Origin of the sequence: Variovorax sp. KK3 (assembly GCF_001984055.1) — a bacterium.
In the GTDB taxonomy this organism is placed as follows: domain Bacteria; phylum Pseudomonadota; class Gammaproteobacteria; order Burkholderiales; family Burkholderiaceae_C; genus Variovorax.
In genome coordinates this window covers 37,245-57,760 of record NZ_LYVO01000011.1, presented here as the reverse complement: position 1 = coordinate 57,760, position 20,516 = coordinate 37,245, and the positions used below count along the sequence as shown (strand labels likewise).

Genomic DNA, 20,516 nt, shown 5'->3' with positions numbered 1-20,516 from the left:
CCTTGGGAATGGGGCAGACATTCTAGGAACCGCCGACAACCTTCGTGCAAAGGGTCACATGGCCCATCCTGGAGCAAGGGTTTACCCTGGGGAGTCATGCCGGCGCCCCGTCACCAACCAACGCTTTCTTATTCAATTTTTTTTCATTCCCACCGACCTCCCCCTCCATGAACAAGTTGCGCATGCTCTGCACTGCCGGCCTGCTGGCGCTCGCCGGCACCAGCGCCATTGCCCAGATACTGATCGGCCAGACCGCCGGCATCACGGGCTCGGCCGCCACCAGCGTCAACGAAACGATCACCGGCGCCCAGCTGGCGATCGATGCAGTCAATGCCCAGGGCGGCGTCAATGGCGAGAAGATCGACGTGCTGCGCATGGACGACGGCTTCGACGTCAAGCGCGCCGGCGAGAACGCGCGCGTGCTGATCGAAGAAAAGAAGGTGGTTGCGCTCTTCATGAGCCGGGGTACGCCGCATTCGCAAGCCATCATTCCGTGGCTCGACAAGAACGGCGTGGCCCTGATCGGCCCCTCTACCGGCGCGATGGTGCTGCACAGGCCGGTGCAGCGGCACGTCTTCAACGTCCGCGCGTCGTACCAGCGCGAGGCCGAGAAGGCAGTGACGCACCTGCTGACCATCGGCGTCACGCGCATCGCGGTGGTTCACGTCATCGATTCCTTCGGCCAGGATGCCCTGGAAGGCGCGATGACGGGCTTCGACAAAGGCAAGGCCAAGCCCGCCGTGGTGCTGCCGGCCGATCGCGACAAGCCCGACCACGCGGCCATCGTGCCGAAGATCGCGGCGGCCGAGGCGCAGGCGGTGGTCTGGATCGGCTCGGGCAGCGCCGTGGTCGACGGCGTGAAGGCGCTGCGCGCCGCGGGCTCCACCGCCCAGGTGGTCACGCTGTCGAACAACGCGTCCTCCGGCTTCATCAAGCAACTCGGCGACGCCAGCCGCGGCGTGATCGTGACGCAGGTGTTTCCCAACGAGCGCTCGATCGGCCAGCCGATGGTCAAGGAGGCACTGGGACTGGCGCGCGCCAAGGGCCTGACCGAGCTGTCGCCCGCCGCACTCGAAGGCTTCGCCTCGGCCAAGGTGCTGATCGAGGCGCTGCGACGGGCGGGGCCCAAGCCCACGCGTGCCAAGGTGCTCGTCGCGCTCGAAGGGCTGCGTAACTTCGACCTGGGCGGCGGGCTCGAGGTCAGCTATTCACCGACGGACCACTCGGGCATCGATTTCGCCGACCTGTCGATCATCAGCGACGGCAAGTTCAAACGCTGAACAACGCGGTGGCAGCGCGATTTCGTGGCGTAGTTCCGCCGCAAATCTGACCAAAGGTGCCGATCCTCGGAGACTGATGCGACGGCTTTCTAGAGTGCCTCGATCCGACATCGAGGAGTGCTCGCACCATGGCCGCCATCTTCATTTCGATTCTTCGTTCTGCCTTCATCCGCACGTTGTGCGCGACGGGCCTGCTGGCACTGGCGTGCACCGCCGCGTGGGGCCAGATCCTGGTGGGGCAGACCACGGGCGTGACCGGGCCGGCCGCAGCCAGCGTGAACGAGACCATCGCCGGTGCACAGCTCCTGTTCGACGCGGTCAACGCCACGGGCGGCATCCATGGCGAGCAGATCAAGCTGGTTCGCTTGGACGATGGCTTCGACGCGCAGCGTGCAGGCGAGAACGCACGCGAGCTGATCGAGCAGACGAACGTGGTGGCCCTGTTCCAGAACTACGGAACGCCGCAGACGCAGGCCATCATCCCCTGGCTCGACAAGCACGGCGTGGCGTTGATCGGGCCCTCCGCGGGCGCGCAGCTGCTGCAACAACCGGCGCAGCGCCATGTCTTCCAGGTCCGCTCCAGCTACCAGCTAGAAGCCGAAAAGGCGGTGGCGCACCTGCTGAGCGTCGGCGTGATCCGGATCGCCGTCGTGCACGTCGCCGACGCATTCGGCCAGGACGCGCTGGACGGCGCCATGACCGGCTTCAGGAAAGCCATGACCGCGCCGGTGCTGGTACTGCCGGCGCATCGCGACGAGCCGGACCACGCCGCCATCGTTCCGAAGATCACGGCATCCCAGGCCGAAGCCGTGTTGTGGATCGGCTCCAGCGCGGGCGTGGCCAGCGGCATCCGGGCGCTGCGCGCGGCGGGCTCGACCGCCCAGGTGGTCACGCTTTCCAACAACGCCTCCGCGGGCTTCATCAAGCAGCTCGGCGATGCGAGCCGCGGCGTGATCGTCACGCAGGTCTTCCCCAACGAACGCTCGATCGCCCAGCCGATGGTGAAGGAAGCACTGGACCTGGCGCGCACCAAGGGGCAGTACGAACTCTCGCCGGCCGCGCTCGAAGGCTTCGCCTCGGCCAAGGTGCTGGTCGAGGCGCTGCGCCGTGCGGGGCCGCGGCCGACGCGCGCCAAGGTCGTGGCCGCGCTGCGCAGCATGCAGCCCTACGACCTGGGAGGCGGCCTGCTGGTCAGCTATGCGCCGCAGGCCCACGCGGGCATCGAATTCGCCGAGCTCTCGATCATCAGCGGCGGGCAGTTCCGGCGCTGAGGCGGGCTCGGCTCGGCGCTATTTCTTCTCGGCGGGCGCGGGCGCGGGCTCGTGCGTGATGTCGCCCCCGTGCTTCTCGCCCGACATGTCGACCTTGTCGCCGGCCTTCATGATCACGAACAAGGCAATGGCGGCAAAGGCCACGAACGCAACGGCAATCTTCCACATGGTCAAAGTCTCCTGAAGGTGTTCAAGAAAAAGGCCTCGTGCCACAGCAGCATGGCACGAAGCCCCTTTGTTGAACACGGAAGGCGGCGCGCGCACCGCCCTCCGGTGATGACGGAAAAGCCGAAGCTTCAGTCCTTGGCGTAGATGTCGACGTCCTTGGTCTCGCGCACGAAGAGCGTGCCGATGACCAGCGTCATGCCCGCGATGATGATCGGGTACCAGAGGCCGTTGTACATGTTGCCGGTCGAGGCCACGATCGCGAAGGCCGTGGTCGGCAGCAGGCCGCCGAACCAGCCGTTGCCGATGTGGTACGGCAGGCTCATCGATGTGTAGCGGATGCGGGTCGGGAACAGTTCGACCAGCATGGCGGCGATAGGCCCGTAGACCATGGTGACCAGCAGCACCAGGTAGGTCAGCAGCACCACCACCATCGCCTTGTTCATCTTGGCAGGGTCGGCCTTGGCCGGATAGCCGGCGGCCTTGAGGTCGTCCGACACGCCCTTCTTGAAGGCGGCGATTTCCTTGGTGGAGGCTTCGTCGAACTTGCTGTTCACCACGGTGCCGATCGGCGCCTCGACCGTCTTGTCACCGATCTTGACCACGGCCTTCGAGCCCGGGGCGCCTTCGATGTTGTCGTAGCTCACCGAGTTCTGCACCAGGTAGCGCTTGGCGATGTCGCAGGAGCTCTTGAAGTCGATCTCGCGCGCCACCGGGTTGCCCTGGAACGAGCAGGACTTCGGATCGGCCGTCACCGTCACGCCGGCCGTCGCCTGGGCTTTGGCCAGGTCGGGGTTGGCATAGGTGGTCAGCATCTTGAAGACCGGGAAGTAGGTCACCACCGCCAGCAGGCAGCCGGCCATGATGATGGGCTTGCGGCCGATCTTGTCCGACAACGTGCCGAAGACCACGAAGAAAGGCGTGCCGATCAGCAGCGCCGCCGCGATCATCAGGTTGGCGCTGGTGGCGTCCACCTTGAGCTGTTGCGTCAGGAAGAAGAGCGCGTAGAACTGGCCCGAGTACCAGACCACGGCCTGGCCGGCGGTCAGGCCGACGAGCGCCAGGATCACGATCTTGAGGTTCTTCCACTGGCCGAAGGATTCGGCGAGCGGCGCCTTCGAGGTCTTGCCCTCGGCCTTCATGCGCTGGAAGGCCGGCGATTCGGACAACGACAGCCGAATCCACACCGAGATGGCCAGCAGCGCGATCGACACCAGGAACGGCACGCGCCAGCCCCAGGATGCGAAGGCCTCTTCGCCGAGCCAGGTGCGCACGCCCAGGATGACCAGCAGGCTCAGGAACAGGCCGAGCGTGGCAGTGGTCTGGATCCACGAGGTGTAGGCACCGCGCTTGCCGTGCGGCGCGTGCTCGGCCACGTAGGTGGCGGCACCGCCGTACTCGCCGCCGAGCGCCAGGCCCTGCAGCATGCGCAGCGCGATCAGGATGACCGGCGCCGCGACGCCGATGGTCGCGTAGGTGGGCAGCAGGCCGACGATGAAGGTCGACAGGCCCATGATCAGGATGGTGACGAGGAAGGTGTACTTGCGCCCGATCATGTCGCCGAGCCGGCCGAACACGATGGCGCCGAACGGCCGCACCAGGAAGCCGGCGGCGAAGGCCAGCAGCGCGAAGATGAAGGCCGCGCCGGCATCGAGGCCGCTGAAGAACTGCCTGGCGATGATGGCCGCGAGCGAGCCGTACAGATAGAAGTCGTACCACTCGAACACGGTGCCGAGCGAGGACGCGAAGATGACCTTCTTCTCCTCCGCGGACATGGGCCGGGGGGCCGCGTGCGGCTGTCCCCGTGAATCAAGTGTGGCTGCCATTGCGTCGTCTCCTAAATTTCGACCCACGGCGTGGGGCGTGGTCGAATTCTTGGAGCGGCGACTGACCCAAGCCTTTCGCCAAACTGAATCGTCGCTGACGATTTAAGGTGAAACCCGTGGCGGGCGTTTCAGCCTGTAGGAAATTCAGCTTTTGCTGCTGCGCAGCAGCGATGGACGTGCGGGCGCAGCGTCCCAATGCGACTCGGCGAACCACCGATCGTTCCGCAGATAAGCGCCGAGCATCGCGAGCCCGTCGAAGCCCCAGAACATGCGGCCGTCGACCTCGAAGGCCGGCACGCCGAACACGCCGGCCGCGATGGCCGCTTCGGTGTTGGCCTTGAGCTGCGCCTTGACCTCGTCGCCCGCCGCATCGCGCCGCAACGGCAGCCCGCTCGCCAGGTCGGCCAAGCGCGTCGCATCGCCCGCCTCTGCGCCGCCCTGCCAGACCTGCCGGAACACGGTCTCCGCGACGTGCCGGCTGATGTCGCCGTCGCTGCTGGCCGCCAGCGCCACGCGCAGGTGCGGCAAGGGGTTGTAAGGATGCGTGGCCGGCATCTCGATCGCGATGTCGTGGGCCTGCCCCAGCCACAGCACGTGGCGATAGGTCCAGGCCCGCTTGGCCGGAATCTCCGCCGGCCCCAGCTGGCCGTGCTGCTTGAGCAGCGCACCGAGCAGCACCGGCCGGTAGGCCACGCCGTAGCTCAGCCCTTCCAGCGCCCGCGGCAGATGCTCGAAGGCCAGGTAGGCATAGGGCGAGATGAAGTCCAGATGAAAGACGATCTGCTTCATGGCTTGTGCTCCGTGGAAACCAGGAATCCCGCCGCCGCGCGCAGTTCGATGGCGCGCCAGACGCTGCGCCGCGCGGCGTCGTCCATCGTGCGCCAGGCCGCGATCTCGTCGATGGTGCGCAGGCAGCCTTCGCAGAAGCCGCTGCCGGCCTCCATGCGGCACACCGTGATGCAGGGCGAGGGCACGTCCCGCGGCGTCGCGCGTGCCGCGACAGCGCGCTCGATCAGCGTCGTCGCTTCGTCGACGCTCACACCACGTCCGCCACCGGCGCACCGGTCAAGGCTTCGAGGTCCTGCGGCGTGAGCTGCACCACCGCATGCGGATGGCCCGCCGCGGCCCACACTTCCGAAAAGCGGAACAGTTCGCGGTCGATCAGCATCACCGGCTTGCTGGCATGCGCGAAGGGCGAGACGCCGCCGATCGAGAAGCCGGTGGCCCGCTTGACGAACTCGGCATCGGCCCGGCCCAGCTTCGCGCCGACCAAGGCCTCGACCTTCTTCTCGTCCACCCGCTTGTCGCCCGAGGTCACGACCAGCACGGCCGCCTCGTCGCTCTTGCGGCGGAACACGATGCTCTTGGCTATCTGCGCGACCGAGATGCCCAATGCGTCGGCGGCCTGCTGGGCGGTGCGGCAGGCGTCGTCGAGCATGCGCGGCGCGTGCGGATGGCCCTTGTCCTGCAGCAGCCGCGCCACGCGCTGCACGCCTTCGGGCAGTGCATTGAGTTCGGCTCCGCACATGGTCAATTCGCTCGCTTGGTGCGGATGGCTTTGGACACGCGCGAGTTCGGCTCGCGCCCCAAGGCCTGGTTGATGTAGACGCCCGCGTCGATGAGCAGGTCGAGGTCGATGCCCGTCTCGATGCCCATGCCCTGCAGCATGTAGACCACGTCTTCGGTCGCGACGTTGCCGGTCGCGCCTTTGGCGAAGGGGCAGCCGCCCAGGCCGCCGACCGAGGTGTCGAACTGCCAGATGCCCATCTCGAGGCTGGCCAAGGTGTTCGACAGCGCCTGGCCGTAGGTGTCGTGGTAGTGGCCCGAGACCTCGTCGACGGCGTAGTGCGCCAGCGTCGCCTCGAGCGCGCGCCGCACCTTCACCGGCGTGCCGACGCCGATGGTGTCGGCCACGCCCACGTGCTGCACGCCGATGCCCTTCATGAGCTTCGCCAGCATGCCGACCCGCTCGGGCGCGATCTCGCCTTCGTAGGGGCAACCCACCGTGCACGACATCGCGCCGCGCACGAAGATGCCCTTCTCGCGCGCCGCCTCGGCCACCGGCCGGAAGCGCTCGATGCTCTCGGCGATCGAGCAGTTGATGTTCTTCTGGCTGAAGGCCTCGCTGGCGGCACCGAAGACCACGATCTCGTCGGGCCACTCCTCGCGCGGCGCGGCGATGGCGGCCTCGAAGCCCTTCATGTTGGGCGTGAGCACCGAGTAGCGCACGCCGGCCCGGCGCTCGATGCCGTGCATCACCTCGGCGTTGTCGGCCATCTGCGGCACCCACTTGGGGCTGACGAAGCTGGTGACCTCGATCTCCTTGAGGCCGGCTTCCTGCAGCCGGTGGACCAGGCCGATCTTGACCTCGGCCGGGACGGCCTGCTTCTCGTTCTGGAGGCCGTCGCGCGGACCGACGTCGACGAGCTTGGCACGGTTGGGGAGTGTCATGGTGATGTCTCTCGTGGGGTGTTGTTCAGTATCCGCGCAACAGGTCGACCACACCCGCCACAGGCTCTCCACGCTCCATCGCGCGGATCTTGCCCGCGATCTGGGCGATGGAGGCCTCGCGCATCGTGCGTGCCGAGCCGTGGGGCGTGACGGTGATCTTCGGGTGGCGCCAGAAGGGGTGATCCGGAGGCAGCGGCTCGACCTCGAACACGTCGAGCGTGGCGCCGGCCAACTGGCCACTGTCGAGCAGTGGAATCAGGTCGGCTTCGGCCAGGTGCGCGCCGCGGGCCACGTTGATCAGGTAGCCGCCGGGCTCGCCGCGGTTCAGCTGCGACAGGTTGCGGCGGTCGAGGATGCCGCGCGTGGACTCGGTCAGCGGCAGCAGGTTGACCAGCACGCGGCTGGCGCTCAGGAAGGCATCGAACTCGTCCTCGCCGGCGTAGCAGCGCAGCCCCTCGACGGCTCTGGGCGAGCGGCTCCAGCCGTTGACCGGGAATTCGAACTGGGCCACGGCGCGGGCCACACGCTCGCCCAGCACGCCGAGCCCCATCACGCCGACCGCGAAGTCCTCGCGCTCGCGCGGCTTGCGAAAAGCCCAGCGGCCTTCGCGGGCCTCGGCCTCGTAGAAGTCGAACTCGCGGAAGTGGCGGATCAGCGCATGGCACACGTACTCGGCCATCTGGACGGACATGCCCGCATCGTCGAGGCGGACGACCCGGATCGCAGGCGGCAGCGCGAGCTTGAGCAACGCGTCGACGCCGGCACCGATGTTGAACAGGCCGCGCAAGTTCGCCTGCTCGTCGATGAACGCTTGTGGAGGAGCCCACACCACGGCGTGATCGGCTTGCGGCGCGCCCGGCTCCCACGCATCGACATCGGCCTCCGGCAGCGCGGCGCGCAGGCCTTCGACCCACGGCTCCGTGCGGGTCTGGCTTAGGCAAACTGTTATTAGCATCTATATATCAATTAGCCAAGTTGGCATGGAAGAAAAAAACTTCGTGGACTGCTCGGGAACCAATGCAAGTGGCCAGTTACAAAGCTCGCTCGATCTATTCGAAGGATCGAGAAATCATCACATTCATTTAAATGCAAATTTCGCCCAACACCCTACGCGCTACCACGCCTAATGAGACCCCTGCCTCGAACTTGACTTCTCGGGTCATCTTCCATGGCCAACTTCTCGAGCAAAACATTGAAAATTCTCTGACAAAATACAAATCCATTTTTGACGCCTTCGATATTCCAGAAGCAGAACGATTTAGCATGGTGTCCAAAAAGGCTTTTGAGTATGCCAGCGGAGGGGACGACATCGAGATCGAGTTGTACGAGGCGCTCAACGAGCCCATAACGATCGACAACGTGGCCTTGGAGTTGTTATGCCAAATATCCCTTCGCGACGAAAAAATCACCGTGGAACAATCCCATGTCAAGCCTCTGACGGAAGCATTATCGCTATTTGTTGACGAGCAACTAAGATTACCACCCGCACAGCGAGCAAGCGAATTTGAAATCGGTCAATTCGTTCGCCGCAAAACTGACGAAATCCAGAACATCTGAAACGCAAACAACCGTCCGTGAAAGCATCTTCACGGACGCGACAGCAAACTAGGCCGCGATGCGCAGCAATTCCGCGCCCTCGGCCACCTGGTCCCCAGGCCCATACAGCAATTCCTCCACCGTCCCATCCGCCGGCGCCGCGATGGTGTGCTCCATCTTCATCGCCTCCATCACCGCCAGCGCCTGGCCCTTGCTGACCTTGTCGCCGGCCTTCACCGCGAAGGACACGACCTTGCCCGGCATGGGCGCCGTGAGGCGGCCGCCTTCTGTGTGGACGTCCCCCGCATGGCCCATGCGGTCCAGCGCGTCGATGCGCGTGGCGCCCTCGGGGGCGAAGACGTAGGTGGCGGCGCCCTGCTCGTACACGTCGAGCGTGCGGCGCTGGCCGTTGAATTGCAGTTCGACCTGGCCGCCCGGCAGCGCGCCGAAGGACAGCGCACCCTCCGACCCCCCGACTTCCAGCCACAGGCTGCCATCGCGCCGGTAGCGCAGCATGGCCTGGCGCTCCTCGCCGCGAAATTCGAAATCGAAACGGCGCTGGTAGTCGCCGAAGGCGCGCCAGCCGTCACGGCGCGCGAAGGGCTCGTCGGCGGGCGTCGCCGCACGTTCGGCCACCAGCGTGCGCACCACGGCGGCCGCCGCGGCCAGCGGCAGGCCCAGCGGTTCGCGGTCGAAGAGCACGGCGCGCTCGCGTTCGATCAGCGCCGTGTCGAGCTTGGCCTGCGCGAAGGAGTCGGTGCGCAGCACGCCGCGCAGGAACTGCACGTTGGTCGCCACGCCCACGATGTGCGTCTGGGCCAGCGCCGCATCGAGCCGTGCCAGCGCCTCGGCACGCGTGGCGCCGTGCACGATCAGCTTGGCGATCATCGAGTCGTAGAAAGGCGAGATCTCGCCGCCCTCGCGCACGCCGTCGTCCACCCGCACACGGCTGCGCTGGAAGGCCGTGTGCTGTGCCGGCTTGCGGTAGACGTGCAGGGTGCCGGTGGCGGGCAGGAAGTTGTTGTCGGGGTTCTCGGCGCAGATGCGCGCCTCGATCGCATGGCCGTGGATCTGCAGTTGCTCCTGCTTGAGCGGCAGCGGCTCGCCGGCCGCCACGCGAAGCTGCCATTCGACCAGGTCCAGGCCGGTGATCGCCTCGGTCACCGGGTGCTCGACCTGCAGGCGCGTGTTCATCTCCATGAAGTAGAACTTCATCGCTTCGGGCGCGTCGTAGCCGCCGGTCTGCTCGACGATGAATTCCACCGTGCCGGCACCCACGTAGTTCACCGCACGGGCGGCATTCACCGCGGCCTCGCCCATCTGCCTGCGCATGGCCTCGGTCATGCCGGGCGCGGGCGCTTCCTCGAGCACCTTCTGGTGGCGCCGCTGCACCGAGCAGTCGCGCTCGAACAGATAGACGTAGTTGCCCTGCGTGTCGCCGAAGACCTGGATCTCGATGTGCCGCGGGCGCTGCACGTACTTCTCGATCAGCACCGCGTCGCTGCCGAAGCTGTTGATGGCCTCGCGCTGGCAGGAGGCCAGCGCGGCCGCGAAATCCGCGCTCTTCTCGACGATGCGCATGCCCTTGCCGCCGCCACCGGCGCTGGCCTTGATGAGCGCGGGATAGCCGATGCGGTCGGCCTCGCGCTGCAGCAACTCGACGCCCTGCTCGCTGCCGTGGTAGCCAGGCACGAGCGGCACGCCGGCCTTTTCCATCAGGCGCTTGGATTCGGCCTTGAGGCCCATCGCCAGGATGGCCGAGGGCGGCGGGCCGATGAAGACGAGGCCGGCCTCGGCGCAGGCGCGCGCGAAGTCCTCGTTCTCGCTCAGGAAGCCGTAGCCCGGGTGCACCGCCTGCGCGCCGGTGGCCTTGGCCGCCTCCAGGATCTTCTCCCAGCGCAGGTAGCTCTCCTTGGGCGCGCTGCCACCCAGGTGCACCGACTCGTCGCAGGCATGCACGTGGTTGGCATGCGCGTCTGCATCGGAGTAGACGGCGACGGTGCGGATCGCCATGCGGCGCGCGGTGGCAGCAACGCGGCAGGCGATCTCGCCGCGGTTGGCGATCAGGATCTTGTTGAACATGGCAGGGCTTCCTTGTTGGAGTAAAGAGGTTCAGGCGTCGCCGGTACGCATGCCCAGCCGCGCCAGCAGCGCGCGGTCTTTCGCGGCTTGCGGGTTGGCGGTGGTCAGCAGGCGATCGCCGTAAAAGATGGAGTTGGCGCCGGCCATGAAGCAGAGCGCCTGGAGCGATTCGTCCATTTGCTCGCGGCCGGCCGAGAGGCGCACCATGGTCTTGGGCATGGTGATGCGGGCCACGGCGATGGTGCGCACGAACTCGAAGGGGTCGAGCGGCTCGGTGCCGGCCAGGGGCGTGCCCTCGACCTGCACCAGGTTGTTGATGGGCACGGACTCGGGGTATGGATCGAGGTTCGCGAGCTGCGCGATCAGCCCCGCGCGTTCGAGGCGCGACTCGCCCATGCCGACGATGCCGCCGCAGCACACGTGGATGCCGGCGTCGCGCACGTGGCCGAGCGTGTCCAGGCGGTCCTGGTAGGTGCGGGTGCTGATGATCTTGTCGTAGAACTCCGGCGCGCTGTCGAGGTTGTGGTTGTAGTAGTCGAGGCCCGCGTCCTTGAGCTGCAGTGCCTGCTCGACCTCGAGCATGCCGAGCGTGACGCAGGTTTCCAGGCCCATCGCCTTGACGCCGCGCACCATCGCCTTCACCGGCTCGAGATGTCGTTCCTTCGGGCTGCGCCAGGCGGCCCCCATGCAGAAGCGGGTCGCGCCGTTGTCCTTGGCGGCTTGCGCTGCGGCGAGCACGTCGTCGAGCGCCATGAGCTTTTCGGCTTTGACGCCGGCGTCGTGGTGCGCGCTCTGGGGGCAGTAGCCGCAGTCTTCCTCGCAGCCGCCGGTCTTGATCGACAGCAGGGTCGACAGCTGGATGGTGTTGGCGTCGAAATGCTGACGGTGCACCTGCTGCGCGCGGAACAGCAGGTCGTTGAAGGGCAGTTCGAAGAGGGCGGCGACGCGGTCGACGGTCCAGTCGGCGTGTTCCGGAATCGCGTGCTGGACGGACTTGCGTTCGATGAAGCTCAGTGTTTGTTCCATGGAAGTGTTCTGTTCTCGTGTCTCGTCTCAAGCGGCCAGCGCCGCGTCGCTGCACAGCACGCGCAGGTCGAGATGGCGGGCCGCCCGGGCCGCATCGGGCGCCGCGAGGCGCGGCACCACGCCGAGGAAAGGGGCGTTCAGCCGGGCGCGCAGCGTGTCGACGTTGGCCTGCAGCGCCAGCATGTGCGGATCGACGACACTGCCCGCCCACCCGGCCAGACGCAGGCCGCGCGCGCGGATCGCCTCCGCGGTCAGCAGCGCGTGGTTGAGGCAGCCGAGACGCAGGCCGACCACCAGCACGACGGGCAGGCCCAGCGCCTGCGCCAGGTCGGCGCCATCCAGGTCGTCGGCCAGCGGCACACGAAAGCCGCCCGCACCTTCGACCACCACCACGTCGGCGCGCTGCGCGAGCGCTTCGTAGGCGCTGCGCAACGTCGGCAGTTCGATGCGAACGCCCTCGTCATGTGCGGCCAGATGCGGCGACATCGGTGCACGCAGGAGGTACGGGCAGCGCAGCGCGAGCGGCGCCTCGACGTTGCCCGCGGCATCGAGGTGCAGCACGTCCTCGTTGATCCATTCACCATCGATCTGCTCGACACCCGCGGCCACCGGCTTCATGCCGACGGCGCGCAGGCCCGATGCCGCGAGAGAAAACAAGATCGCGCTGCTGACCAGCGTCTTGCCCACGCCGGTGTCGGTGCCGGTGACGAAGCAATGCGGCGTCATGCGGCCTCCTTCCACGGTTGAGCCAAGGCGCGTCCCAGCGCGTCGACGAGCCGCGACACATCGGCTTCGCTATGGCTGGCCGACAGCGCGATGCGCAGCCGCGCGGTGCCGGCCGGCACGGTGGGCGGACGGATCGCGCCGACGCGCAGGCCGAAGCCGTCGAGCTGCGCCGACAGCTGCAGGGCGCGGGCGTTGTCGCCCACGATCAGCGGCTGGATCGCCGTCGGCGAGTCGGGCATCCACGCGCTGCCGTCGGCCGGCAGCACGGCCTGCACGCCCGCGCGCAACTGCGCGATGCGTGCGCGCAGCTGCGCACGGCGCACGGCGCCCTCCTCGCCCTCGATCAGGTCGAGGCTGGTGAGCAGCGCATGGGCGATGGCGGGTGGCGCGGCGGTGGTGAAGATGTAGGTCCGGGCCCGTTGCACCAGATAGTCGATGACCGTGCGGTGCGCCGCCACGAAGGCGCCCGACACACCGGCCGCCTTGCCCAGCGTGCCGATGAGCACCAGCCGGTCGGAGCGCAGGTTGGCGGCCTCGAGCACGCCCCGGCCGCGCGCGCCCAGCACGCCGAAGCCGTGCGCATCGTCGAGCACCAGCCAGGCGTCGTGCCGCTCGGCCAGCGCGAGCAGTTCGGCCACCGGCGCGATGTTGCCGTCCATGCTGAACACGGCATCGCTCACGATCAGCTTGACCGGCGTGTCGCAGGCGGCGAGCTCGGCGTCGAGCGCCCGCATGTCGCAGTGCGGATAGCGCCGCACGCTGCCGCGGGCCAGCCGGGCGCCGTCGATCAGCGAGGCATGGTTGAGCGCCTCGGAAAAGATCACCGCCTCGGCGCCGCCGAGCGCCGACAGCACGGCCAGGTTGGCCATGTAGCCGGTGCAGAAGAACAGGCTCTGCGCTTCGGGGATGTACGGCGCCATCCAGCCGGCCAGCCGCTCTTCGAGTTCGTGGTGGGCGCGCGAGTGGCCCAGGATCAGGTGCGAGCCGCCGCTGCCTGTGCCGTAGCGCGCGGCACCCTCGGCCAGGGCCGCAGCCAGCGCCGGATGCGCGGCCAGGCCCAGGTAGTCGTTGCTGCCGAACGCGAGCATGGTACGCGGCGCGGTCGCGCCGGCGAGCGTCAGCCGCTGCTCGGGCGCGCAGGGGGTCTCGGCGATCTGGCGCCGGCGGCGCAGCGATTGGCCGTCGAGCGCGGCGATCTCGTGCTGGAGGCGGTCAAGCAAGCGCGACATCGCAGGCCTCCGTTGCGTGAGGTTGCGCTACTGCATCGAGCGTGGCCAGCGTGCGCTCGACCAGCAGATCGATCTCGGCATCGCTCACCACGTAGGGCGGCATCAGGTAGACGGTGCTGCCGATGGGGCGCATCAGCAGCCCCTGCTCGCGCGCTGCCAGGTGAAAGCGCTCGGCGAAGCGCGGGCCGGCCGCGCGCACGTCGAAAGCGGTGATCATGCCGCGCTGGCGCAGGTGCGCGGCGCGCGACGGGCCCAGTCCGTTGCGCAAGCCTTGCAGGATGCGCGCCGCGCGTCCGCGGTTGCGGTTCAGCACGTCTTCCTGCGCGAACAGGTCGAGCGTCGCCAGTGCCGCCCGGCAGGCCAGCGCGTTGCCGGTGTACGAGTGCGAGTGAAGGAAGCTGCGCGCCACGTCGTCGTCGACGAAGCTTTGGTAGATGGCCTCGCGCGTCATCACCAGCGCGAGCGGCAGGTAGCCGCCGCTGATGCCCTTCGACAGGCACATGAAGTCGGGCCATATGCCGGCCTGCTCGCAGGCGAAGAAGCTGCCGCTGCGCCCACAGCCCACCGCGATCTCGTCGGCGATGAGGTGCACGCCGTGGCGGTCGCAGGCGGCGCGCACGAGGCGCAGGTATTCGGGGTCGTGCATCGCCATGCCGGTGGCGCACTGCACGAGGGGCTCGACGATCACGGCGGCGATGCGGTCGTGCTGCTCGGCCAGCAGCGCGTCGAGCGCGGCGGCCGCGCGAACGGCCACGGCCAGCGCGTCTTCGCCGGGTGCGGCACCGCGCGCGTCGGGCGAGGGGGCGAGATGGACTTCACGCAGCAAGGGCGCATAGGCCTCGCGGAACACGGCGACGTCGGTCACGTGCAGCGCGCCCAGCGTTTCGCCGTGGTAGCCGCCGCGCAGCGCGACGAAGCCGCGCTTGTCGCTCCGGCCCGCGTTGCGCCAGGCATGGAAGCTCATCTTGAGCGCGATCTCCACCGCCGACGCGCCATCGGACGCGTAGAAGCAATAGCCCAGCGCGTGACCGGTCAGCGCCGACAGGCGCTCGGCCAGTTCGACGGCCGGCGCATGGGTGCAGCCGGCCAGCATCACGTGCGGCAGCGTGTCGAGCTGGTCGCGCAGCGCGGCGTTGATGGCCGGATGCGCATGGCCGAAGAGGTTGACCCACCACGAACTGGTGGCGTCGAGGTAGCGGCGCTCGTCGTGGTCGACGAGCCAGGCGCCCTCCCCGCGAGCGATGGGCAGCGGCGGTGCCGCGTCGAGGCGGCTGCTCTGCGTGCAGGGATGCCACACGTGGCGCCGGCTGCGCTGCTGCAAATCAGCGTTGCGCGACGCGGCAGTGCGCGGCGATGGATTCAATGACGGCATGCGCGATTTCCTTGTTCCACGGTGCGTGGGCCGCGCATCGTAGGCAGCCCGCCGGCCGACCGCAAACGAGCGGAAGCCGGTGAGATGCCCATGGATTGCGCGACGTTCGCCGCCGTTGGAATCATCGTTGCCTCAACGTCATTCAACCGGGCAGCATCGTGCCGCCGGCGCTGTTACAAAAAAACTAGATCGACCCGTCTTCGCGCCGTGCGACGCGGAAGGCGGGTGTCACGCCAGGGTCGGGCCGGCCGCTGAAGATGCGCGCCACGCGGCCGAAGAGCGCCCGCAGAAAGCGCCAGCTCTTGCGGATCAACCAGACGGACAGCACCAGCAGCACCACGAAGAGCAGCAGGAAAACGAGCGGATGCGCCACCGCCAGCCAGAGGCCCGCGGGCACCATGCTGTCTTCGACCAACGAAGCGCCCACGTTGCTGAACGGCTCGGGCGATGTGTTGATGGCCGCGCGCGTGGTGGACTTGGCCACGTGCGCCGTGGCTGCGAAGCCACCGCCCAGCAGCGCGGCCACCACTGCCATCAGCGCATGGTCCGCGCCGAACACGCTGGCCGCGAGCGCCGCACCGGCGGGAATGCGGATCACCGTGTGCACCATGTCCCAGAGCGAATCGAGGCCGGGGATCTTGTCGGCGAAGAACTCGATGAAGACCATGAAGCCGCTGGCCGCGATCACCGCCGGATGCGCGAGCATCTGCAGCCCGCCCGGCAAAGGCACCCAGCCGAGGTAGCCGGCCAGGCCGGTCAGCAGCACGACCAGGTACAGGCGCACGCCGCTGGCCCAGCCGATGGCGGCGGCCAGGGCGAGCAGTTGCGGCAGGTCGAGCTGGGCCATGGGGTGTCTTCGATCAACTGGCCAGCCAGGAGGGCTTGCGCTTTTGCAGAAAGGCCTGCACGCCTTCGCGGCCCTCTTCGCTCGCGCGGATGTCGGCGATGCCCTGCACCGTCTTCTCGATCAACGCGTCGTCGATCTCGCGGCCGGCGACGTCGGCGATCAGCTGCTTGCAGGCGCGCACGGCCGCCGGGCTGGCGCTCGTGAAGGCCTTGACGAGCTCGGCCACCTTGGCATCGAGCGCATCGGCCGCGACCACTTCGTGCACGAAGCCGATGCGATGCGCCTCGGCGGCGCCGAAGCGCTCGGCCGTCAGGAAGTAGCGCTGCGCCGCCCGCGTGCCCATGGCCTGCAGCACATAGGGGCTGATGGTGGCGGGGATCAAGCCGATCTTGACCTCGCTGAGGCAGAACCACGCGGTGTCGACGCTCACGGCCACGTCGCAGGCGGCCACCAGCCCCATGCCGCCGGCGTAGACATCACCTTGCACGCGGGCGATCACGGGCTTGGGGCTGTCGTGGATGGTGCGCAGCATTTCGGCCAGCCCGCCGGCGTCGGCCAGGTTCTGCTCGTGCGTGAACTCGGCGGCACGCTTCATCCAGTTGAGATTGGCGCCGGCGCAGAAGGCGGGGCCGCGGGCGCCGAGCACGATTACGCGTACGTCGGCGGCCGCGTTGGCTTGCGAGAACGCATCGCCCAGCTCGCGGATCACGACTTCGTCGAAGGCGTTGCGCAGGTCGGGCCGGTCGAGCCAGATGCGCGCGACGGGGCCTTCGACGGCCAGTTCGAGGGTGGTGAAGGTGGTGGTGCTCATGGGGTCAGTGGATCACTGGGACTTGGCTTCTTGCTGCAGCAGATAGACCCAGTCCAGCTCGGGCCCGGGCTGGACCATGCCGGTCAGGGCGGCCGTGAGCTGTCCGCGGTGGTGGGTCGCGTGGTTGAACACGTGGCCCAGCGCGGGCGCGAAGGGAATGTTCACCTGCTCGCCGTTGTTGCGCGTGTAGGCCAGCTGGCCGTCGTAGCGTGCCGGCGCGAGGGTGGCGACCCACGGCGTCCAGCGCGTGACAGCCTGGCGCAGCGCCTCGCACACGGCGGCGCGCTCGGCGAAGAGCTCGGTGTCGAGCGGCACGCGTGGCGAATGGCCCTCGGCGAAGCGTGCGTACCAGATGTTGTCGGTGACGACCAGATGGTTGACGGTGCGGTGCACCGAGCGGAAGTAGAGGCCGCAGTCGCGTCGCCAGTCTGCATCGGACAAGCCCTTGAGGTTGACGTCCAGCAGTTTGTGCGTGGCCCACACGTGGTAGCGCGCGAGGCTGGCGAAGTAGTTGGGCATCGACATGGTCTCTCCTTGCTGGGATCACTCACATCTGCGACGTCTCACATGCGGAACACGCCGAACTTCGGCTCTGGCACCGGCGCGTGGCGCGCGGCGGCCAGCCCCAGCGCGAGCACGCGTCGGGTGTCGGCCGGATCGATGATGCCGTCGTCCCACAGCCGCGCGGTGGCGTAGTAGGGGTGGCCCTGCTGTTCGTACTGCTGGCGAATGGGCGACTTGAAGGCTTCTTCCTCGTCGGCGCTCCACTGGCCGCCCTTGCCCTCGATGCCGTCGCGCTTGACGGTGGCCAGCACGCTCGCGGCCTGTTCGCCACCCATCACGCTGATGCGCGCGTTGGGCCACATCCAGAGAAAGCGCGGCGAATAGGCGCGGCCGCACATGCCGTAGTTGCCGGCGCCGAAGCTGCCGCCGATGATGATGGTGAACTTCGGCACGTTGGCCGTGGCCACCGCGGTCACCATCTTGGCGCCGTGGCGTGCGATGCCCTCGTTCTCGTACTTGCGGCCCACCATGAAGCCGGTGATGTTCTGCAGGAACACCAGCGGGATCTTGCGCTGGCAGCACAGCTCGATGAAGTGCGCGCCCTTCTGCGCCGACTCCGAGAACAGGATGCCGTTGTTGGCGACGATGCCGACCGGCATGCCCTCGATCTCGGCGAAGCCGCAGACCAGCGTGGCGCCGAAGCGGGCCTTGAACTCGTGGAACTCGCTGCCGTCGACCACGCGGGCGATGATCTCGCGTACGTCGAAGGGCTTGCGGGTGTCGGTGGGGATCACGCCGTAGAGTTCTTCGGCGGCGAACGCGGGCGCGCGGAACGACGCGCCTTCGGGGGCGGCCTGCTGCTCCTTGCGCGCATTGAGGTTCCCCACCGCACTGCGCGCGAGCGCCAGCGCATGCAGGTCGTTCTGCGCCAGGTGGTCGACCACGCCCGACAGCCGCGTGTGCACGTCGCCGCCACCCAGGTCTTCGGCCGTCACCACTTCGCCGGTGGCGGCCTTCACGAGCGGCGGGCCGCCCAGGAAGATGGTGCCCTGCTCCTTGACGATGATCGATTCGTCGCTCATCGCCGGCACGTAGGCGCCGCCCGCGGTGCAGGAGCCCATGACGACCGCGATCTGCGCGATGCCCTGCGCGCTCATGTTGGCCTGGTTGTAGAAGATGCGGCCGAAATGGTCGCGGTCGGGAAACACCTCGTCCTGGTTCGGCAGGTTGGCGCCGCCCGAATCCACCAGGTAGACGCAGGGCAGGCGGTTCTGCTCGGCGATCTCCTGCGCGCGCAGGTGCTTCTTGACCGTCATCGGGTAATAGGTGCCGCCCTTCACGGTGGCGTCGTTGCACACGACCATGCAGTCGACCCCGCTCACGCGGCCGATGCCGGCAATGAGGCCGGCGCCCGGCGCGGCACCGTGGTACATCGCATGGGCCGCCAGCGGCGCGATCTCGAGGAAGGGCGTGCCCGGGTCCAGCAAGTTCGCCACGCGATCGCGCGGCAGCAGCTTGCCGCGCGCGGTGTGCTTGCTGCGTGCGGCCTCGCCGCCGCCGGCTTCGACCTTGGCGAACTGCGTGTGCAGATCGTCCACCAGCGCGCGCATGGCGGCGGCGTTGGCCTGGAAGTCGGCCGAGCGGGCGTTGAGTTTGGTTTCGAGTTGGCTCATGCTGTCTTTTCTTCGTTGATGCCTAGCTGCTGCTTCATGGCGTCGCGGATCTTGAATTTCTGGATCTTGCCGGTCACGGTCATCGGGAACTCCTTGACGAATTCGATGTACCGCGGAACCTTGTAGTGCGCGATCTGCCCCTTGCAGAAGTCGCGCACCTCGTCGGCTTCGAGCTGCTGGCCCGGCTTCGGGATGATCCAGGCGCAGAGCTCCTCGCCGTATTTCTTGTCGGGCAGGCCGACCACCTGCACGTCCTGGATCTTCGGGTGCCGATACAGGAACTCCTCGATCTCGCGCGGGTAGATGTTTTCGCCGCCGCGGATCACCAGGTCCTTGATGCGGCCGACGATGTTGACGTAGCCCTCGGTGTCCATGGTGGCGAGGTCGCCGGTGTGCATCCAGCCCTCGGCGTCGATGGCCTCGCGGGTCTTTTCCTCGTCTTCCCAGTAGCCATGCATCACCGAGTAGCCATGCGTGCACAGCTCGCCCGACATGCCCGGTGCGACGATGGCGCCGGTCTCGGGGTCGACGATCTTCACCTGCAGGTGCGGCTGCACCTGGCCGACGGTGGAAACGCGCTTGTCGAGCGGCGTGTCGGTGGAGCTCTGGCAGCTGACCGGGCTGGTCTCTGTCATGCCGTAGGCGATGGTGATCTCGCGCAGGTGCATCTGGTCGACCACCCGCTTCATCACCTCGGTCGGGCAGGGCGAGCCAGCCATGATGCCCGTGCGCAGCGAGCTCAGGTCGAACTCCGCGAAGCGCGGGTGGTCCAGCTCGGCGATGAACATGGTGGGCACGCCGTGCAGGCCGGTGCAGCGCTCGGCCTGCACGGTCTGCAGCACCGTGAGCGGGTCGAAGCCGTCGTTCGGGTAGACGATGGTCGCGCCGTGGGTCAGGCAGGCCAGGTTGCCCAACACCATGCCGAAGCAGTGGTAGAGCGGCACGGGAATGCACAGCCGGTCTTCGGGCGTGAGCTTCATGCATTCGCCGATGAAGAACCCGTTGTTGAGGATGTTGCGATGGGTCAGCGTCGCGCCCTTGGGGAAGCCGGTGGTGCCGCTGGTGAACTGGATGTTGACCGGGTCGGTGGCCTGCAGCGTCTTCGCGACCTCGGACACCCGCGGATCGTCGACGCGGCCCTGGTTCAGCAGCGCGGAGAAACGCATGAGTCCCGGCTGTTCGTCGCCCTGGCCTTCGACGTCGATCCAGGCCACGGTGCGCAGATGCGGCAGGCGCGCGGCCTGCAGGGCGCCGGGCTGCGCGGCGTTCAGTTCGGGCGCGAGTTCGCGCAGCATGCCGACGTAGTCGCTGGTCTTGAAGCGCTGCATCGTGACCAGCGCCTTGCATCCGACCTTGTTGAGCGCGTACTCGAGCTCGGCGGTGCGATAGGCCGGATTGATATTGACCAGGACGATGCCGACCTTGGCGGTGGCGAGCTGCATGAGTACCCAGGCCACGTTGTTGTGCGACCAGATGCCGACGCGGTCGCCGGGGTCGAGGCCGAGCGACAGGAGCGCACTGGCCAGGAGGTCGGCTTCGCGCTGCAGTTCGACATAGCTCAGGCGACGGCCTTCGTGCGCGCTGACCAGTGCATCGCGGTCTCCCTGGCGCCGGGCCATGTCGTCGAAGAAATCGCCGATGGTCTGCTCGATCAGCGGGACGTCGGTGGCGCCGCGGTCGAGGCTTTCAGTCAATGCCATGTCGTCTCCTGTCTTGC

20 protein-coding genes are annotated in these 20,516 nt (G+C 67.7%); 3 read left to right on the top strand and 17 right to left on the bottom strand.

Features of this window, described 5'->3' with window-relative positions:
- Nucleotides 1–167 precede the first annotated feature (167 nt).
- Both B0W80_RS07780 and B0W80_RS07775 read left to right on the top strand, forming a co-directional pair.
- Complete coding sequence (locus tag B0W80_RS07780) at nt 168–1,280, top strand: ABC transporter substrate-binding protein (RefSeq protein ID WP_076998557.1); 1,113 nt, start codon at nt 168–170, stop codon at nt 1,278–1,280.
- Nucleotides 1,281–1,408: 128 nt separating this feature from the next.
- On the top strand, nt 1,409–2,551 hold the full coding sequence (locus B0W80_RS07775; RefSeq protein ID WP_083745241.1) for an ABC transporter substrate-binding protein: 1,143 nt from the start codon (nt 1,409–1,411) through the stop codon (nt 2,549–2,551).
- Nucleotides 2,552–2,569: 18 nt separating this feature from the next.
- Here the strand turns inward: B0W80_RS07775 and B0W80_RS35380 are convergent, their stop codons facing one another.
- The 7 genes from B0W80_RS35380 to B0W80_RS07745 all read right to left on the bottom strand — a co-directional run bounded on the left by B0W80_RS35380 (nt 2,570) and on the right by B0W80_RS07745 (nt 7,948).
- On the bottom strand, nt 2,570–2,719 hold the full coding sequence (locus tag B0W80_RS35380; RefSeq protein WP_179106853.1) for a hypothetical protein: 150 nt from the start codon (nt 2,717–2,719) through the stop codon (nt 2,570–2,572).
- A 128-nt stretch (nt 2,720–2,847) separates the two neighbouring features.
- Entirely contained in the window at nt 2,848–4,542 is a 1,695-nt protein-coding gene (locus B0W80_RS07770; protein ID WP_076998556.1) for an MFS transporter, read from the bottom strand.
- Nucleotides 4,543–4,686: 144 nt separating this feature from the next.
- Complete coding sequence (locus tag B0W80_RS07765; RefSeq protein ID WP_076998555.1) at nt 4,687–5,331, bottom strand: 2-hydroxychromene-2-carboxylate isomerase; 645 nt, start codon at nt 5,329–5,331, stop codon at nt 4,687–4,689.
- Entirely contained in the window at nt 5,328–5,582 is a 255-nt protein-coding gene (locus B0W80_RS07760; RefSeq protein ID WP_076998554.1) for a DUF1289 domain-containing protein, read from the bottom strand. Before B0W80_RS07760 ends, B0W80_RS07765 begins: the two co-directional genes overlap by 4 nt.
- Nucleotides 5,579–6,070, bottom strand: a complete 492-nt coding sequence (locus B0W80_RS07755) for a YbaK/EbsC family protein (protein ID WP_076998553.1) — start codon at nt 6,068–6,070, stop codon at nt 5,579–5,581. The genes B0W80_RS07760 and B0W80_RS07755 overlap by 4 nt, the downstream gene beginning before the upstream one ends.
- Before the next feature lie 2 nt (nt 6,071–6,072).
- On the bottom strand, nt 6,073–6,993 hold the full coding sequence (locus B0W80_RS07750) for a hydroxymethylglutaryl-CoA lyase (RefSeq protein WP_076998552.1): 921 nt from the start codon (nt 6,991–6,993) through the stop codon (nt 6,073–6,075).
- A 25-nt stretch (nt 6,994–7,018) separates the two neighbouring features.
- On the bottom strand, nt 7,019–7,948 hold the full coding sequence (locus B0W80_RS07745; RefSeq protein WP_076998551.1) for a glyoxylate/hydroxypyruvate reductase A: 930 nt from the start codon (nt 7,946–7,948) through the stop codon (nt 7,019–7,021).
- A gap of 131 nt (nt 7,949–8,079) precedes the next feature.
- Between B0W80_RS07745 and B0W80_RS34770 the strand changes: the two genes are divergently transcribed.
- Entirely contained in the window at nt 8,080–8,550 is a 471-nt protein-coding gene (locus B0W80_RS34770) for a hypothetical protein (RefSeq protein WP_143684520.1), read from the top strand.
- Between the two features lie 48 nt (nt 8,551–8,598).
- On the opposite strand, the gene B0W80_RS07735 is transcribed toward B0W80_RS34770, so the two are convergent.
- From B0W80_RS07735 to B0W80_RS07690, 10 genes are all read right to left on the bottom strand, one after another.
- Nucleotides 8,599–10,611, bottom strand: coding sequence for an acetyl/propionyl/methylcrotonyl-CoA carboxylase subunit alpha (locus B0W80_RS07735; protein ID WP_076998549.1), 2,013 nt, complete (start codon nt 10,609–10,611; stop codon nt 8,599–8,601).
- 30 nt (nt 10,612–10,641) lie between these two features.
- A complete protein-coding gene (bioB, locus tag B0W80_RS07730; RefSeq protein ID WP_076998548.1) occupies nt 10,642–11,637 on the bottom strand; it encodes a biotin synthase BioB in 996 nt (331 codons plus the stop codon).
- A 27-nt stretch (nt 11,638–11,664) separates the two neighbouring features.
- Nucleotides 11,665–12,363, bottom strand: coding sequence for a dethiobiotin synthase (gene bioD / locus B0W80_RS07725; protein WP_076998547.1), 699 nt, complete (start codon nt 12,361–12,363; stop codon nt 11,665–11,667).
- Nucleotides 12,360–13,592 (bottom strand): 8-amino-7-oxononanoate synthase, encoded by a 1,233-nt coding sequence (gene bioF, locus B0W80_RS07720; protein ID WP_076998546.1) that lies wholly within the window; start codon nt 13,590–13,592, stop codon nt 12,360–12,362. Before bioF ends, bioD begins: the two co-directional genes overlap by 4 nt.
- Nucleotides 13,576–14,964, bottom strand: coding sequence for an adenosylmethionine--8-amino-7-oxononanoate transaminase (locus B0W80_RS07715; RefSeq protein WP_076998545.1), 1,389 nt, complete (start codon nt 14,962–14,964; stop codon nt 13,576–13,578). The genes bioF and B0W80_RS07715 overlap by 17 nt, the downstream gene beginning before the upstream one ends.
- 184 nt (nt 14,965–15,148) lie before the next feature.
- Nucleotides 15,149–15,811: a DUF4126 domain-containing protein gene (locus B0W80_RS07710; protein WP_076998544.1), complete on the bottom strand. Its 663-nt coding sequence runs from the start codon at nt 15,809–15,811 to the stop codon at nt 15,149–15,151.
- 13 nt (nt 15,812–15,824) lie between these two features.
- The gene (locus B0W80_RS07705; protein ID WP_076998543.1) at nt 15,825–16,622 is read right to left on the bottom strand and encodes an enoyl-CoA hydratase/isomerase family protein; all 798 of its coding nucleotides are present in this window, start codon (nt 16,620–16,622) and stop codon (nt 15,825–15,827) included.
- Nucleotides 16,623–16,634: 12 nt separating this feature from the next.
- Nucleotides 16,635–17,147: a DinB family protein gene (locus B0W80_RS07700; RefSeq protein WP_076998542.1), complete on the bottom strand. Its 513-nt coding sequence runs from the start codon at nt 17,145–17,147 to the stop codon at nt 16,635–16,637.
- A 38-nt stretch (nt 17,148–17,185) separates the two neighbouring features.
- On the bottom strand, nt 17,186–18,799 hold the full coding sequence (locus tag B0W80_RS07695; protein ID WP_076998541.1) for a carboxyl transferase domain-containing protein: 1,614 nt from the start codon (nt 18,797–18,799) through the stop codon (nt 17,186–17,188).
- On the bottom strand, nt 18,796–20,499 hold the full coding sequence (locus B0W80_RS07690) for an AMP-binding protein (RefSeq protein WP_076998540.1): 1,704 nt from the start codon (nt 20,497–20,499) through the stop codon (nt 18,796–18,798). The genes B0W80_RS07695 and B0W80_RS07690 overlap by 4 nt, the downstream gene beginning before the upstream one ends.
- Between the last annotated feature and the right edge of the window lie 17 nt (nt 20,500–20,516).